The following is a 13,859-nucleotide window of genomic DNA, read 5'->3' on the forward strand; positions in this document are numbered from 1 at the left end:
CGGGGGTGGGCAGGTGTGTGCATGGGGCGATCGCATCACGTTTCGAGGTTGTTCGGATACGATCCGTGTTCTTGAAAGATGATGCTGTGAGATCCAGTGTCAGCGCAACCTCAATTTGGAGAAAGTTGCTCCAGCGAAAATCCGAGCGCGGCAAGATGCTGGGTTAGACCAGGTTTGTCCCAGAGAGGTGCTCATGCCAGAGGTCAGGGCTACGGTCCGCCGCCGACGCCTGGGGCGCGAGCTGGAGATGCTGCGCCACGCTCGCAAGCTCACGCTGGAGGATGCCGCTATCCTCCTTATGCGTCCCAAGACGTCTCTCAGCAAGATCGAGAACGGTAAGCAGCAACTTCGCGTCAGAGACGTGCCCTTCATCCTCGATAAATACGAACTCGACGATCCGGCTCGCCGTGAAGAGATCATGGCGTTGGCGAGCAAGGCCGCCGAACGTGACTGGTGGCAGAAGTTCCAGGGAGTCGTACGCGATCCCTTCGCCGATTACCTCAGCCTTGAGGAGTCGGCAACATTGATCTTCAAATGGTCACCGCTTCTCATCCCGGGATGGCTGCAGACCGAGGCTTACGCCCGTCACGTGGTGGCGGCCAGTCGCATGTGGCAGACCAAAGAGGAGATCGACAAGTTCGTGGCCCTGCGCATGAAGCGCAAGACCACGGTTCTGGACCGAGAGGAGCCCCCGCAGGTTTGGGTGGTGCTGTCAGAGATGGCCGTCCGTCAGCACGTCGGTGCTCCAGACATGCGGGTCATGAAAGAGCAACTGGAGCACCTGAAAGATGTGGCCGCCGACCGCGGTCGCCCTCACGTTCAGATCGTGCTTCTGCCCTATCTGGCGGGTGAGCACGCAGGGCTTGAGGGCGCTTTTACCTGGATGCGCTTCGACTCCGGCCCAGAGGTCATCTGTCTGGAGGCGCTGACCTCGGCGCAGTATCTTGAGGACGAAGATGAAGTGGCTCGATATGCGATGGCCGCTGACCACCTTCGGTCGGCTGCTCAGCCACCTCGCGACACGATCGCGACGCTGAGTAAAATGATCAAGGAATTGTGAGTAAAATGAGCGTTTGCCCTACCCCCGAGTCCCTGGCCTGGGTTACGAGCAGCTTCAGTGACGGCGGAGCCAACTGTGTCATGGTCGGCAGGGGAACTGCCGATGTCGTAGCGGTGCGCGATTCCAAGGCTGCTGACATACCGGCCATCATGTTTTCCGTCATGGCCTGGTCGCAGTTCCTTGATGTCGTGAAGGCCGAGGCCGCAGATCACGAGCTTGTGGCATCTCCGCAGAATAAAACGGAACTGTACGACCTCGATCTTTCTGACGTGGCATGGCTGAGTGCTGCCGGGAGCAGTCCCGCCGACCGGGTTGAGATGGCTCACTTGCCTAAAGGAGCGATTGCACTGCGCCATCCGATGGCAAAGACGACCCTGCGTTACACCTGTACGGAATGGATTGCTTTCAAGCATGGCGTTCAGGTCGGCGAGTTCGCTGTATCAACAGCTGCGTGACAGCAGACGCCGTACTCGCTCTCGCTGCGCGGTGAGCTCTTGTTCGCGAGTGAAGCGCTGGCGCCACAAAACGGCCAGCCAGCGCAGTGCGCAGGTGCGCTGTGCGGCTCGGAAGCGCGGCGTCAGCGCTGTGGTGACCCCCACGGCCCCGGCATCTCGAAGTTTTGACCGGGTTTGATTCCTTGCGCGCGAATGGCTGCGCCTCTGCCGCTGGTAATAACTGACCCAATTCGGGCATGGAAACGGGCACGACTCCCGAAGATCGAGGTTCTCACACCAATCGATCCGGGAGGAAGCCGTGCCCGTGCCCCTATCATCGCTGATCAGCCCGATCGAGAGCGGCAACACAACGGGATCGGTGCCCGATCGGGTGGCCCGCGAAGGACTGCTGGCCCGCTTCCGCCGGATTTCCGACCACCGCTCCACCCGAAACGTCCGGCATCCGCCGGCCTCGATCCTGGCACTGGCCGCGTGCGGGGTGACCGTGGTCGGCGGAGACTCGATCATCGCGGTCTGGCACTGGGCCTCCGACGCGTACCCGCAGGAAGTACTGGCCGAACTGGAGGTGTGACGTGATCCGTTCACCGGGCTGCATGTGCCGCCCGGCGAACGGACCTTCCGCCGGGTCCTGGGCGAGGTCGACGGCGACCAACTGGATCGCGAGGTGTGCGCTTACCTGGCCGGGCAGGAGCCCCGCCCAGCCGACGCACCCGGCCATCCCGATACCCCCGGTGCGGCTCGACCGGACACCGCCGAGCCGGCGGAGCCGGCATGGTCGAACGAGCGCGAAGCCCGGCGGGTCCGCCGACGCAACCGGGAACATCCCGCCATGGTGGGGTTGCTGCCCGCGGCTGCAGCCGACGGCAAGGCCGTCCGCGGAGCCCGCCGCCCCGACGGCCGCCGTCTCCAACTGCTGTCGCTGTTCTGCCACACCCGGCATGCGACGCTCGCTCAGCGGGCCATCGACGCCAAGACCAGCGAGGTGCCCGAACTCAAGCCACTGATAGCCGAAGTGGATCTGGCAGGCACAGTCCTGACCGCCGACGCGCTGCACGCCGTCCGCGAGACCGCCCGACATCTGACCGAGGACCTCGGCGCGTACTATGTCCTGATTTTGAAGCACAATCAGCCCGTGCTCCTGGCCACGGCGATGACCGTCCTGGCCGAGGGGACCGACGCCGAGCACGAGCGGGCCGGTACCGGGCATACAGAGATCGACCGGGGCCACGGCCGCAGCGAGCGCCGCACCATCCGTACCGCCCCCGCAGACGGCGTCGACTTCCCCGGCGCGGTTCAGGTCATGCGGATCGTACGGCACGTCGCCGATCTGCACGGCGCGGGCAGTAGTAAAGAGGTGGCCTACGCCATCACGAACCTGCCCGCCGACCTGGCCGGACCCGCCCATCTGGGCACCTACGTCCGCCGGCACTGGGGGGTGGAAAACCGCGAGCACTACGTCCGGGACGTCACCTTCCGTGAGGACGCCGGCCAGATCCGTACCGGCAGCCTGCCCCAGGTGATGGCGACCTGCAGAAACCTCGCGATCGGCGCGTTCCGCCACGTCGGCCACGTCAACATGGCCTACGCCCGGCGGCACTACCGAAACGACGCTCGCCGCCTGCTCACCCTGTTCGACCTATGAGCTCAAATCACCCACGAGAGAGCACACCTTCAACATGCCGGGGCCGTGTGGTGACCCCAGATCGGCATGCAGACTTTCCCAGACCTCGTCGTCAATATCGCGGGCGCTGATGTGCTCACAGAGGTCGGCGGCGTCGAACGCGGTATCGGAGTAACCGGAGAACTCGAAGTCGACGCAGCGAATTTCGCCTCCGTCCCACAGCCAGTTCAGCAGGTTGGAATCTCCGCGGCAGAACACCGCGGGCGCCGGCCCCGGTAGGAGCTCTCGGTCGCCTGATTCTTCCCACGGGTGGAGCAGGGTGAGCATGTCGGCGGTGAGTGGCTTTGAGGCCAGCTGAGGATGGGCCAACCGTCCGACTGGTGACGCGGAGGCGAGGCCAGAGCTATGGGGCTTTGCCACCGAGGATTACCGTCACCACCAGCGCGCTTCTCGCTGGGGGCCAGCCGTCGGAGTAGGAGTGCGCGTGCGCTAGCCCTGTGATCGCCTCTCGCACGTTGAATGATCTTCCCTCGCAGAAATGGCCGCGAAGTGGCAACGGTTTGGCGTACTGGTGCCACGAAGCGTGCGTCATGGTGGGCTCGGGCTGATATCGGCCCGCGCCGAAAAGCATCAGTGCGAGGAGATGAGGAGTGCCCCCGACGACCGCCGAGTTGATCCGCGACTACGGCCTGGGAGAACTGGTCGACCATGCCGACGTTGCCCTCAGCAGGGTCGCCGCTCCTCAGTCGGTCGCCCGACAGCGGGTGCGCACGGCACTAACCCGTCATGCCAGCACAGAGCAGATCGACGACGCGGTACTCGTAACCAACGAACTGGTCGGCAACGCCATTCAGCACGGCAACGGAGTCGTCTCGATGACCTTGGACGTCTACGAGAAGGGCGCCGCGGTGAGCGTCGTGGACCGTGGAGCCAATATCAGTGCTATCCCCACGGCTTCGACGGTGGACCTGGTTGGCGACGCCGACAGTGAAAGCGGCCGCGGCCTGTACCTGGTCGCGCAGTTCTCGACCGCCTGGACGGTCCAGGCGGTCGAAGGAGGAAAAGCCGTTGTGGCTGTGTTCGATCTGACCGGTGGTGCCCTGTGACACAGGCATTCAACCTGGTGCCGCAGCACCTGTGCTGCGGCGTGTGTGACAACCCCACCCGCCGGGTTCCCCGAGAACCTCAGACCCAATGTCCCCACCGACCCAAGGTGATCCGTCTGAGCGAGACGGCCGCCGCCTCGGTCCAATGCGACCTGGAGAACAATGAACACGCACACCAGAGCCGCCATCCCAACGAGGGAAACCAACTTGATCGTGGCGGAACTGTTCGGCCCCACCTTCCAGGGCGAAGGACCCAGCCTCGGCACACGTGCGGCCTTCCTGCGCCTGTCTCGATGCAACCTGGCCTGCAGCGGACGGATGCCGTGCGACACCCCCTACACCTGGGACACCACCCGGTATGACCTGCGCAGAGAGTCGTCCCGGCGCAGCGTCACTGAGGTGGGAGACGAGTTACTGCTCCTGGACACCGCCCTCGTGGTAATCACTGGCGGGGAGCCCTTGATCCAGCAGCAGCAACTCGTTCCGCTGGTGCTCCGCCTGGTTGACGCCAACCGCCGAGTGGAGTTCGAGACCAACGGCACGTTCGGACCGCTACCCGAACTGCTCATAGACGGTGTCCGGTTCAACGTTTCGCCCAAGCTGTCCAACGCTGGCATGGCCGAGAGCATGCGCATTGTCCCCGAGGCGCTGACCGCCCTCGTGGGCAGCGGTAAGGCAGTCTTCAAGTTCGTCGCCACCGAGAGGTCGGACCTGGACGAGATCGATGATCTCGTCCAGCGCTACGGGCTCTCCCCGGTGTACGTGATGCCGGAGGGCAGGACCCCGGATGCCGTGATCACCCGAGCCCGCGAACTGGCCGACGACGTAATCGCCCGCGGCTGGTCCATGACCCAGCGCCTCCACGTCCTGCTGTGGGGCGACGAGCGCGGCCGCTGACCCGCAAACCCGTTCATCACGCTCCTGCCGAAGAGTCACGTGGACCCACCCTCGCCGGTTATCCACCCGCCCAGGGTTCCTGCCGTTCCTCACCGCCTTAGGAATCCACAGCACCACAGATGAAGCGTGGGACTACATGACTGTCTTGCGGCCTCCTGCCGCCCGCATTTCCAAAACCCCGTCGCACAGGAGGAGTCCATGGACTTCAGCACGGTGCCGCTCCCACCCGGCAAGCACACCATCGGCAAGCTGTTCGATTTCGAGGCCGGGCACCGGCTACCCAGCCTCGCGCCCGAGCATAAGTGCTCGCGGCAGCACGGGCACAACTACATGGTCGAGGTGATCCTGACCGCCCCCGTCCTGGAAGAGCCGGGCTTCGTCACCGACTTCGGAGACCTCGCGCCGTTCAAGAAGTTCCTGGACACCGAATTCGATCACCACAATCTGCACGAGATCATGCCCTGCGAGCCGACCTCTGAGCGCTTGGCCCAGTTCCTGGCCGGTTGGTTCATCCAGAACGTTGAGCCGGTCATCCCCAGCCAACTGGTCGCCATCCGGGTTCGCGAGACAGAGCGCAGTTGGGCTCGCTTCGACGTAGAAGAGCGATAACCCCCTCCTCAGCTCAAAAGATGCCCGGATGGAGCGCCACCGAGTTCTGGCTGATCATCGCCGAGCGCATCCGCGTCTCCAGCCGATCTTCAGTACGGATGGGTTCGGTGGCCGTGATGCTGGAGGGCCCCACGGCGAAGGGCGGGCATCGAGGCCACCCGAGTGTTCGCGGCTCGGAGCCCGACCGGCCACTGACCAATGGCGCATAGCTAGGCATCTGCACCCCCTGGCGTTCGCACCTCTCGGACGCTGACCGCACACCCCGTAGCTCAGCCCTCCATCCTCAGCACTTGGAAGCGAGGCAAAATCTCATGACGAACGCCGTCTACAGTCCGGTGTCCGGCCAGAGTGCCGCCGTGCCAGCACAATCCGACCCGGTTGCTCCAGTGTCGGTCGACACCGAGCGCGTCACCGAGCTGATCGGCCAGCTCTTGGCCGCGCTCGGCGAGGACCCCAGGCGGGAGGGGCTGGCGGACACGCCGGCTCGGGTCGCGTCCTGGTGGAACTCGTTCCTGTCGCCGGAGCCGTCTGCGAAGGTCATGTCTTTCACCGAGACCCACCTGAGCGACCAGCTCGTCGTGGTCGGCGGCATGAGCGTGTGGTCTCTCTGTGAGCATCACCTTCTGCCCATGAACCTGGAGGTCGCGGTCGGCTACCTGCCTGACGGTGAGGTGGTCGGGCTGTCGAAGTTCGGGCGGATCGCTCTGCGTTACGCCGGACGGCTCCAGGTGCAGGAGCGGTTCACCCGGCAGGTCGCCGAGGAGATCGCTAGCGTGATCGGCAGCAAGGACGTAGCGGTCGCTGTCCGTGGCACCCACCTATGCATGAGCATGCGTGGAGTGCGCTTGGAGGCCGCCCGTACCACCACGTTGCAGGTCGGCGGCCGGTTCCAGGACGATCCGGCGCTCTCCCAGCAGTTCCTCACCCTCGCCATAGGCCAGTGGGGGGCGGCGTGATGGCCATCGATTTCTCCGTGATCGCCCCGCCCGGCTACCTGGAGGTGTTCGTCGCCCAGGAGCCTGCCCGCGTGCACCACGTGGCCGCCCAGCGTGTCCTGTCCGACTCCGCCTACCGGGAATTCTTCCGTCGTGAGGCCAAACGCGGTGCGGAGATCGTCGTCGACAACGGCGTCTTCGACCTCGGCCATGCCCTGCCACCCGTCGATCTGGTCGCGGCTGCTCGTGCGGTTGACGCTCGCGAGATCATCCTCCCAGACGTCTTGTCGGACGGCGCCGCGACGATCAAGGCCAGCGACGAAGCCGCACGTGAGATCCGCGAGCTGAGCGATGAGTTCCGCCTGTGCGCCGTGCTGCACGCAGCGGACGACCAGGAGTGGCTGCGCTGCTACGACCACTTCGTCTCCAGCGACTACGCGGGCGCGATCGCACTGCCCGCCTCCCGGCGTCCCGCCCCGGAGGAGTGGTTGTGCCGTACTCGGTGGACAGCCACCCGCTACCTGGAGGACCACGGCATGCTCGAGGAGCGGATCGTCTACCGGCTGCTGGGCCTCGGCCGGACCGGGCACCTGGAACTGGCCGAGCAGTGCGAGCATGAGTGGATCGCCTCTGCCGACGGCGCCGCCCCGGTCATCCTCGGCGCGATGGGCATCGCGATGCTGCCTGACGGGCCGTACGACAAGCCCAAGACCCCTCGCATCGAACATCTCGGCCCGATCCCCGAGAAGCGGTTCGACCTGATCCGGCAGAACATCGCCGTCGTCCGGTCGGCGGCGGGCAGCAATGTGCGGATCCCGGAGGGTCGTTCATGAGCATCCTGCCCGACCCCCTGCTCGCGCGCAGTGCCGGTGCCGTGGTGCCCGCGCCGCCGATCGAGGTGGACAGGCACACGATGAGCCCGGACAGCCTGCTGCGTTATCTGCGGATCAAGGTCCATCACCTCATCCAGGAGCAGCCCTGGGACAGCATCCGCATCGTCGGCGACTACGACCGCCTGGCCGTGATCTCCCAGTACGAGAAGAATGGCAAGTTGTTCAACTGGGAGCGCCCCACCGCAGAAGTCCATGGCCGAGATCTGGTGGTCAAGGCGTTCCCCGGTGCCGACTATGTTCACCACTACGGCCTGATCATCGCCACGTACCTCGCGATGACCGGCCGCCCCGCCGACAACGTCACCTATCAGCTGCCCGATCCCGACCTCTGCCGTAGGGCCGTCGAGCAACTCGACCTCGCGCTCGACGGTGACCTGGTGATCGTCGGCTGGGCACTGGAGCACCTGGCACCCGCTGGCGCGGTCTGGACGCATGGGCCGGGCTACGCCTGGCACCTCGCCAGACTGCATGGCCACCGGGTGGTCTACCTCGGCTTCCGGCACAGCATCTGGGGCGACGTCGCCGGCCGAGTCGTCGGCCGACTGGCCGAGCTCGGCGCCCGTGCTGTCGTCTACGTCGGCAAGGTGGGCGCTCTGATGCCCCAGATGGAGCCCAACATGATGCTCGCGACCGGCAAGGAGAGCCTCGTCGACGGCTCCCTGATTACGTGGAACGACTTCTTCGGTGACTTCGCCGCTGCCCAGCTCGATGTGCAAACGGGCGTCCACGTGACCTCGCCGTCGATCCTCTTGGAGAACCGTGACTGGCTGGCCAGGTACGCCGGACACGCCTTCGTCGATCCCGAGATCGGCCCCATGGGGGCGGCCGCGCGCCGCGCGGGGATCAGCTTCGGCTACCTCCACGTCATTTCCAACAATCTCGCCCGCCACTACCCAGCGGACCTATCCAATGAGCGTCACGGCGATGTCGTCCGGCGGCGCGCCGTCCTGGTCAGCCGGATCCGCGACACCATCGCCAACCGCCTGGCAGTCCGCCCCAGCTGAGCCTCCATGGAGGAACACGACCATGACAGTCGCAGCACAGCCCGCCAGCCCTGTGCGCGGGCGGGAGATCACGGTCACCGGTATCGACGGCGCAGGCAAGTCCACCCTCGCCGCCCGCCTGCATCAGGCATTGGTCGACGCCGGCCACCCGGCCATCCTGGTCGGCAAGCACACCACCGACGTCCCCATGGACCCTGACCTGTCCGCCTACCTGGACCGGCTCAACGAGCTCATCTACCGTCGCGACACCCGCGTCGCCCAGGCCTGCGGCGACCACTACTGGCTGCTGGCGCTGGCTGCCTGGTACTCCCTTCAGGACGAACTGGTGATCCAGCCTGTCCTCGCCGCCGGTACCCACGTCATCCTCGACAACGCGCACCACAAGATCCTCGCTCGCTACGCGGTCAACCCCGAGGTCTCCACCCGCCTCGCCGAACGGGTCTTCGCCCACCTCACCGAACCCGACCTGGTGATCTTCCTGCGCATCGGCGCCCGCGAAGCCCTGCGCCGTAAGGGCGAGTTCACTTCCCTGGAGACTGGCCACTCCGGTCGCAGCGAGGAGAACTTCATCCGCTACCAGGACACCGTCCTAGCCCAGCTGAGCCAACAGGAGCAGCGCGGCGGCTGGCTGTCACTGGACGTCACCGGCATGGACCGCGACGCCGTGTTCAAGAACGCCGCCGACGCCCTTGCCGAGCGCCTCCAGCTCACGCTCTGACTCATCCCTACGACAAGGAGTCCGCCATGCCAGTGCCTCTGCCCGAAGAAGGTGAGTACGTGTGCCACGGCATCACCTGGGCGACCGGGGACCCCCGGCTGCTGCTCGCTCCGCTACCCGGCGGGCCACTGGCGTACGCCGAGATCATGCACCAACGACTTGGCTTCCAGGTGACTGGTACCGGCCGATGGTGCACTGGCCGGTACCGGTTCGCCGACACCGTCCGCGTCGAGGCCCTCGCCTGTCCCGACCGTGCGCCCGCCGAGCAGAGCGGCCAGTGCACCCGATGCGCCGGACGCGACGACTTCCGTTCCGCCCACCAGTTCCACCAGGGCAGCCATGCTCCCGAGGCCCTTGTCAGGTATATGGACCAGCCGCACTGGCTGTACCTGGCGACCTTCGCTGACGGAACGACCAAGGTCGGCACCGCAGCCGAGCCGCGCAAACGCTCCCGTCTCGACGAACAAGGAGCGCTGTTCGCCACCTACCTGACCAAAAGCCCCGACGGCCGGGCCGTACGCCATCTCGAAGACGCCCTCACCCACCGCCTTCAGCTACCCCAGACCGTACGGGCCGCGGCTAAACTCCAAGCCCTGGTCGGCCTGACTGACCTGTCTACTCCCCGCGCTGCCCACGAGCAGCACGTCGCCCGCGCCTCCGACACGCTCGCCGACATGAGCACCCCCTCGGTGCTGGAGGCATGGACCCCGCCAGCAGAGGGCGACCGCCTCCGCACCGCCAGCCGGGAGCGGGCCCTCTACCCGCACGACCTGCGAGAAGGCAAGCACGGATTCACCCCCGTCTCCTGCGTCGGCTCCCAGGTTCTCGCCGTCCTGGACCACAACGACGCGATGGGCTACCTCCTCGATCTCGGCGCGCTCAAGGGCCGCCGCATCACCCTTGGCCCGTTCTCCTCTCCAAGCGCCGCAATCCAGACCTCCCTGTTCTGAACCCCAGCCCCGCTCTTCAGCGCCACATCCGCCCACGGGCAGGGGCTCTCACCGGGAAATGAGGCATACATGGCACCCCACGACGCCCTTACCGGCTGGAACGAGGACACCACGGCCGAGGCATACGCCGCCTTCACGCGCGATTTCCCCATGTACGGCGCCACCAGCCGCGACCTTGCCCGCCGCGCCCACCTCGCCGGCAGCCGACTGGTGGTCGATCTATGCGGCGGGGCTGGCGCGACCGCCGAGGCGATCCTCGCCCTGGTCCCGGCCGAGGCCCGAGTCATATCTCTGGACAGCGCCGCCGCCATGCAGCGGGTCGGTCGCGGTAGCGTGACCGATCCGCGTCTGCTCTGGGTCACTGCCCGGGCCGAGGATTTGGCCGAGCACGTCTCTGGCATGGCCGACGCTGTGGTCTGCAACTCTGCGATCTGGAAAACGGATGTCCCGGCCGTGTTCGCTGCGGTTCGCAGCGCACTGCGGCCCGGCGGCCGGTTCGTGTTCAACATCGGCGGCGGCTTCGCCGGGATCGCCCACCCCGACGAACAGACGGTCCGCACCAGCCCGTCGCTCAACATGCTGATCCGCCAGGTCGCCGCCCGCGAATATGGCCACACGCCATCCCTGGCGACAAGCGCAGGCCCCAAGCTGCCGCTGGAGGTGGTCACTGAGCATCTGGCCGCGGCTGGGCTGACCCTTCTGGACACCCAGGTCACCGCTCAGCACGGCACCATGGCGGAGAAGAAGGCGTGGTTGTCTGTCCCCGTGTTCGCCCGTCCCCATGGTGACTTCACCCATGAGCAGCGCATGGCGATCCTGGACGAGGCATACGCCCTGACGACGCCCGAAACCCCGACCGTGACCAGCTGGCTCGTTGCCGTCGCCGAACGGCCCGCGGAGGAGCCCTGATCGCCCTACTGTCCTGCCACTGGCGGAGACGCTCTCCGCGAGCGCACCAGAGCGAGTCGCTCACCTCGCAGGCGTGGCTCAGCGCATCCCGTCCGAGCGCTCGGCCGCCAGCCGACGTATGTGTGCTCGGATTCGGCCGTGGTCCTCTGGGAAGACGCTCTCCCACTCCTCGCCGAGGCCAAACCACTTCGGCAGCTGGTCGCTTTGCCCGCCGAGCGGGACATCAGGGCTGGTGATCGCGCTGTAGGACAGGCCAAGCGTCGGCGACCAGTCGGCACGGTAGGAGCGGACGGACACCGCCGCCGGAGCAGGCAACAGCTCCGCTCGCACGCCGGTCTCCTCGGCAAGCTCCCGGGACGCGGCGGCTCGCGGTGTCTCACCCGGCTCGACCTTGCCCCCGGGCGGCACCCACCCACGCCAGCGATGCCTCACCAGCAGGACGCACTTGAAGGCAGGATCAGTCACCCAGACCTCGGCTGCGAATGGCTCCATTGGCCTGTGACGGGCCTGCTCCAGCCAGGTCCGGGCGTCATCGAACTCCAACTCCGCGAGACGGGCGTCCGTGACCGCCGCGTCCAAGGTCACTTGGTCAACCACACCGTGAATCACCCGCCACACCTTATGTCGCTGCAAGGTGTGGCGGGTGGAGGCGACCCGCCGACGCCCGCGCGTGCGCACTCTAGTCGGCGGCGAGCCGAGAGCGACAGGGCGATGACATCGACGCAGCCAACGTTAGGCGCCATGCGAGTGTTCACTCCAGGAAGGGTAATCAGCGATGGACTCTGACACGCCGCCGCGAGGCGCCTGGGTCGTCCTGGGAAAGATCCACCTGCTCAATCGGGCCGCGCCTCGCCGCCCGGACGAACCGATCATTTTGGTACGGGTGCCCCCGCAGGAGGTGTGCATCCCCAGCACCACCGTAGTCATGCGGTGGGACGCACTTGGGATGTGCCAGGTCACCGCTCTGACCGCGGAAGGCACTCCACTCGCAAACGGCCAAATCCAGGGCAGCGCGCTGTTGCCCGACGCCATGCCTGGCCTCGCGTTACGCGAGATGATCGGCGATGCCGCCGCTTCCAGTCTGGTACCGCTGTGTTACCTGGCCGGACATCCCAACGGCTACCACGCGTACGCGCAGATCCGGTTCTACCCAGAGGACGCGTGCTTCGTCCGCATCACCCAGGAGCCGGTAGGCGAGGGCCCGGTCGAGGCGCTGATCTGGCTTGACCCGGTGCTGATCGCCCACGAGGCGTCGGCACTGCGGCTCAACAACCACCTGAGGTACTTCCACAGCCACTTCGCCGGAACCGAACTGGAGTACAAGTACAACCTGACGCCGGGCACGGACATCTGGGCGGCCTCCATGGAACTACTGAAGGTTCTGCGCCATGGTGAACTGGCCGACTGCAGGCCGGAGTACCGGGACGAATTCCAGATCTACTTCTTCGACAACCACCTCTTCGACGTCACAGGGCCTGACAACGAGCGCGGCTACGCCTCCTTTATTCCCACGGTCGACGGCAAGCACGTGCTGAAACGCAAGTGGTATGCCAAGGACACCTTCGCCCGTCGTGAACAGCTCTACACCGACATCGAAGTCGACGCCGACGGCTTCGGAGAGTACCTGCGCTCAGAGCTGGGTCTCCAGGTACGCGCAATGCCGCCCTTCCGGCGCGTCCGCTACGACATCCAGTGCGAGTCGATGCGCACCGGCCACATCTTCGGAATCTTCCTTGACCACTGTTCACTCCTGGCCGCACCGGAGGTAGTTCTGTCGCAGTGCGAACTGGAGTACCGCCGTTCCCGCAGCGTCCTGAACCACGACGAAGACGAGGTGCTTCGGGAGATGGAACGTATCGACCACTGGCTCTTGGACTACCTTGCCACGAAGGGCCTGACGAAACAGCGCACGTTCTATTCCAAACGCAGTTTCCTGCGTGACATCGTCATCGCCCGGCCTGACCTGGCCTTGGATCACTGACGAAATAGGTAGCAAGATCCCTCCGTCCGAGCCCGGCGACCGCAAAGGCGCGAACGGTTGCAGCACCTTGTAGAACAAGATCAAATCCAAGCCTTGGGGGCTGGCCCGCCTCTGCTCGCAGGTCAGTTGGGCGAGTTCCACGTGGCCTTGCCGACGTGGCTGCCAGCGGTCCCGTCCTCACGCCGTCACCGCTTCGACCAGCTGATGAAGCACCATCTTTTGGGCCTGGCTCTCCGATCTTTCCCGACCCGGTCAACGCTGTTCATCAAAAGTGAGCAGTGGAACGTCGAACAGGCTCGGCTGCCGAGGCCGTGTGAGGCTGGGACCCGTGATCTCCACGATGATGAGCTCCGCGATGAACTGCACCTGGGCAGCGAGCAAATGGCTGGTCCGCCCGTCGGCGGAATCGGCCTTCAGACCGGTTGAGACATGAATGTGGGGGGCCAGGCAGTCCCGATCAGGATCCCAGGCCAAGGTTCCGCCGCCGAGCGCCTCAAGCGTTTTCACCTCAATGTGGTCCCACAAGGGGGCCTCGGGATTCTCCAGCGGCCCACAGGTTCCCACCAGCTTGGCGGAGCTGAACCCTCCGACAAAGGCGGGAAGATAGCCTGCACGGATCGCATGCTCTGCGCAGAATTTCTCGAGCGAGGTGAAGAAGTCCTCCCCATGGTCGAAGGCGACGACGAACTCCCGGCCTCGGGTGAACTGTGTGGCGCGCATT

The 13,859-nt window shown here is 65.7% G+C and carries 18 protein-coding genes; 15 read left to right on the plus strand and 3 right to left on the minus strand.

Translation table 11 applies throughout. From position 1 onward, the window contains the following. Nucleotides 1-193 precede the first annotated feature (193 nt). From OIE13_RS35695 to OIE13_RS35710, 4 genes are all read left to right on the plus strand, one after another. Nucleotides 194-1,060, plus strand: coding sequence for a helix-turn-helix domain-containing protein (locus OIE13_RS35695; RefSeq protein ID WP_326644678.1), 867 nt, complete (start codon nucleotides 194-196; stop codon nucleotides 1,058-1,060). A 5-nt stretch (nucleotides 1,061-1,065) separates the two neighbouring features. Then, nucleotides 1,066-1,515 carry a DUF397 domain-containing protein gene (locus OIE13_RS35700; protein ID WP_326646898.1) on the plus strand — a complete coding sequence of 150 codons (450 nt, stop codon included), beginning with the start codon at nucleotides 1,066-1,068 and terminating at the stop codon, nucleotides 1,513-1,515. 298 nt (nucleotides 1,516-1,813) lie between these two features. Then, nucleotides 1,814-2,086: a transposase family protein gene (locus OIE13_RS35705; RefSeq protein WP_326644676.1), complete on the plus strand. Its 273-nt coding sequence runs from the start codon at nucleotides 1,814-1,816 to the stop codon at nucleotides 2,084-2,086. 24 nt (nucleotides 2,087-2,110) lie between these two features. Beyond that, a complete protein-coding gene (locus tag OIE13_RS35710) occupies nucleotides 2,111-3,157 on the plus strand; it encodes an ISAs1 family transposase (protein WP_326644674.1) in 1,047 nt (348 codons plus the stop codon). On the opposite strand, the gene OIE13_RS35715 is transcribed toward OIE13_RS35710, so the two are convergent. Beyond that, nucleotides 3,152-3,463 carry a phosphotransferase family protein gene (locus tag OIE13_RS35715; RefSeq protein ID WP_326829346.1) on the minus strand — a complete coding sequence of 104 codons (312 nt, stop codon included), beginning with the start codon at nucleotides 3,461-3,463 and terminating at the stop codon, nucleotides 3,152-3,154. The genes OIE13_RS35710 and OIE13_RS35715 overlap by 6 nt on opposite strands. Before the next feature lie 323 nt (nucleotides 3,464-3,786). On the opposite strand from OIE13_RS35715, the gene OIE13_RS35720 reads away from it, so the two are divergent. The 10 genes from OIE13_RS35720 to OIE13_RS35765 all read left to right on the plus strand — a co-directional run bounded on the left by OIE13_RS35720 (nucleotide 3,787) and on the right by OIE13_RS35765 (nucleotide 11,157). Beyond that, entirely contained in the window at nucleotides 3,787-4,242 is a 456-nt protein-coding gene (locus OIE13_RS35720) for an ATP-binding protein (RefSeq protein WP_326644670.1), read from the plus strand. A 213-nt stretch (nucleotides 4,243-4,455) separates the two neighbouring features. Then, complete coding sequence (locus OIE13_RS35725; RefSeq protein WP_326646896.1) at nucleotides 4,456-5,139, plus strand: 7-carboxy-7-deazaguanine synthase QueE; 684 nt, start codon at nucleotides 4,456-4,458, stop codon at nucleotides 5,137-5,139. A 198-nt stretch (nucleotides 5,140-5,337) separates the two neighbouring features. Continuing rightward, nucleotides 5,338-5,748 (plus strand): 6-pyruvoyl trahydropterin synthase family protein, encoded by a 411-nt coding sequence (locus tag OIE13_RS35730; protein ID WP_326644668.1) that lies wholly within the window; start codon nucleotides 5,338-5,340, stop codon nucleotides 5,746-5,748. Nucleotides 5,749-5,768: 20 nt separating this feature from the next. Beyond that, the gene (locus OIE13_RS35735) at nucleotides 5,769-5,957 is read left to right on the plus strand and encodes a hypothetical protein (RefSeq protein WP_326644665.1); all 189 of its coding nucleotides are present in this window, start codon (nucleotides 5,769-5,771) and stop codon (nucleotides 5,955-5,957) included. Nucleotides 5,958-6,104: 147 nt separating this feature from the next. After that, complete coding sequence (gene folE, locus OIE13_RS35740; protein WP_326644664.1) at nucleotides 6,105-6,704, plus strand: GTP cyclohydrolase I; 600 nt, start codon at nucleotides 6,105-6,107, stop codon at nucleotides 6,702-6,704. Continuing rightward, nucleotides 6,704-7,516, plus strand: a complete 813-nt coding sequence (locus OIE13_RS35745) for a hypothetical protein (protein ID WP_326644662.1) — start codon at nucleotides 6,704-6,706, stop codon at nucleotides 7,514-7,516. Before folE ends, OIE13_RS35745 begins: the two co-directional genes overlap by 1 nt. After that, nucleotides 7,513-8,580: a hypothetical protein gene (locus OIE13_RS35750; protein ID WP_326829347.1), complete on the plus strand. Its 1,068-nt coding sequence runs from the start codon at nucleotides 7,513-7,515 to the stop codon at nucleotides 8,578-8,580. Before OIE13_RS35745 ends, OIE13_RS35750 begins: the two co-directional genes overlap by 4 nt. Nucleotides 8,581-8,602: 22 nt before the next feature. After that, the gene (locus tag OIE13_RS35755) at nucleotides 8,603-9,298 is read left to right on the plus strand and encodes a dTMP kinase (RefSeq protein ID WP_326644656.1); all 696 of its coding nucleotides are present in this window, start codon (nucleotides 8,603-8,605) and stop codon (nucleotides 9,296-9,298) included. Nucleotides 9,299-9,324: 26 nt separating this feature from the next. Then, nucleotides 9,325-10,248, plus strand: coding sequence for a DUF2797 domain-containing protein (locus OIE13_RS35760; RefSeq protein WP_326644655.1), 924 nt, complete (start codon nucleotides 9,325-9,327; stop codon nucleotides 10,246-10,248). A 69-nt stretch (nucleotides 10,249-10,317) separates the two neighbouring features. Continuing rightward, nucleotides 10,318-11,157, plus strand: a complete 840-nt coding sequence (locus OIE13_RS35765) for a class I SAM-dependent methyltransferase (protein ID WP_326644653.1) — start codon at nucleotides 10,318-10,320, stop codon at nucleotides 11,155-11,157. 78 nt (nucleotides 11,158-11,235) lie between these two features. Here the strand turns inward: OIE13_RS35765 and OIE13_RS35770 are convergent, their stop codons facing one another. After that, nucleotides 11,236-11,742: an NUDIX hydrolase gene (locus OIE13_RS35770; RefSeq protein WP_326644651.1), complete on the minus strand. Its 507-nt coding sequence runs from the start codon at nucleotides 11,740-11,742 to the stop codon at nucleotides 11,236-11,238. Nucleotides 11,743-11,932: 190 nt separating this feature from the next. On the opposite strand from OIE13_RS35770, the gene OIE13_RS35775 reads away from it, so the two are divergent. Beyond that, nucleotides 11,933-13,138 carry a hypothetical protein gene (locus tag OIE13_RS35775; RefSeq protein ID WP_326644649.1) on the plus strand — a complete coding sequence of 402 codons (1,206 nt, stop codon included), beginning with the start codon at nucleotides 11,933-11,935 and terminating at the stop codon, nucleotides 13,136-13,138. Between the two features lie 252 nt (nucleotides 13,139-13,390). On the opposite strand, the gene OIE13_RS35780 is transcribed toward OIE13_RS35775, so the two are convergent. Next, the gene (locus tag OIE13_RS35780; RefSeq protein WP_326644647.1) at nucleotides 13,391-13,858 is read right to left on the minus strand and encodes a PPC domain-containing DNA-binding protein; all 468 of its coding nucleotides are present in this window, start codon (nucleotides 13,856-13,858) and stop codon (nucleotides 13,391-13,393) included. Nucleotide 13,859 lies beyond the last annotated feature (1 nt).

The organism is Streptosporangium sp. NBC_01810, from assembly GCF_035917355.1.
In the GTDB taxonomy this organism is placed as follows: Bacteria; Actinomycetota; Actinomycetes; order Streptosporangiales; family Streptosporangiaceae; genus Streptosporangium.

What these genes read in the sequence shown, in the direction of transcription:
- OIE13_RS35715 (WP_326829346.1), bottom strand. Translation starts at nt 3,463, where the DNA reads ATGCTCACCCTGCTCCACCCGTGGGAAGAATCAGGCGACCGAGAGCTC.
- OIE13_RS35760 (WP_326644655.1), top strand. Translation starts at nt 9,325, where the DNA reads ATGCCAGTGCCTCTGCCCGAAGAAGGTGAGTACGTGTGCCACGGCATC.
- OIE13_RS35775 (WP_326644649.1), top strand. Translation starts at nt 11,933, where the DNA reads ATGGACTCTGACACGCCGCCGCGAGGCGCCTGGGTCGTCCTGGGAAAG.
- OIE13_RS35750 (WP_326829347.1), top strand. Translation starts at nt 7,513, where the DNA reads ATGAGCATCCTGCCCGACCCCCTGCTCGCGCGCAGTGCCGGTGCCGTG.
- OIE13_RS35730 (WP_326644668.1), top strand. Translation starts at nt 5,338, where the DNA reads ATGGACTTCAGCACGGTGCCGCTCCCACCCGGCAAGCACACCATCGGC.
- OIE13_RS35745 (WP_326644662.1), top strand. Translation starts at nt 6,704, where the DNA reads ATGGCCATCGATTTCTCCGTGATCGCCCCGCCCGGCTACCTGGAGGTG.
- OIE13_RS35755 (WP_326644656.1), top strand. Translation starts at nt 8,603, where the DNA reads ATGACAGTCGCAGCACAGCCCGCCAGCCCTGTGCGCGGGCGGGAGATC.
- OIE13_RS35735 (WP_326644665.1), top strand. Translation starts at nt 5,769, where the DNA reads ATGCCCGGATGGAGCGCCACCGAGTTCTGGCTGATCATCGCCGAGCGC.
- OIE13_RS35695 (WP_326644678.1), top strand. Translation starts at nt 194, where the DNA reads ATGCCAGAGGTCAGGGCTACGGTCCGCCGCCGACGCCTGGGGCGCGAG.
- OIE13_RS35765 (WP_326644653.1), top strand. Translation starts at nt 10,318, where the DNA reads ATGGCACCCCACGACGCCCTTACCGGCTGGAACGAGGACACCACGGCC.
- OIE13_RS35700 (WP_326646898.1), top strand. Translation starts at nt 1,066, where the DNA reads ATGAGCGTTTGCCCTACCCCCGAGTCCCTGGCCTGGGTTACGAGCAGC.
- OIE13_RS35780 (WP_326644647.1), bottom strand. Translation starts at nt 13,858, where the DNA reads ATGCGCGCCACACAGTTCACCCGAGGCCGGGAGTTCGTCGTCGCCTTC.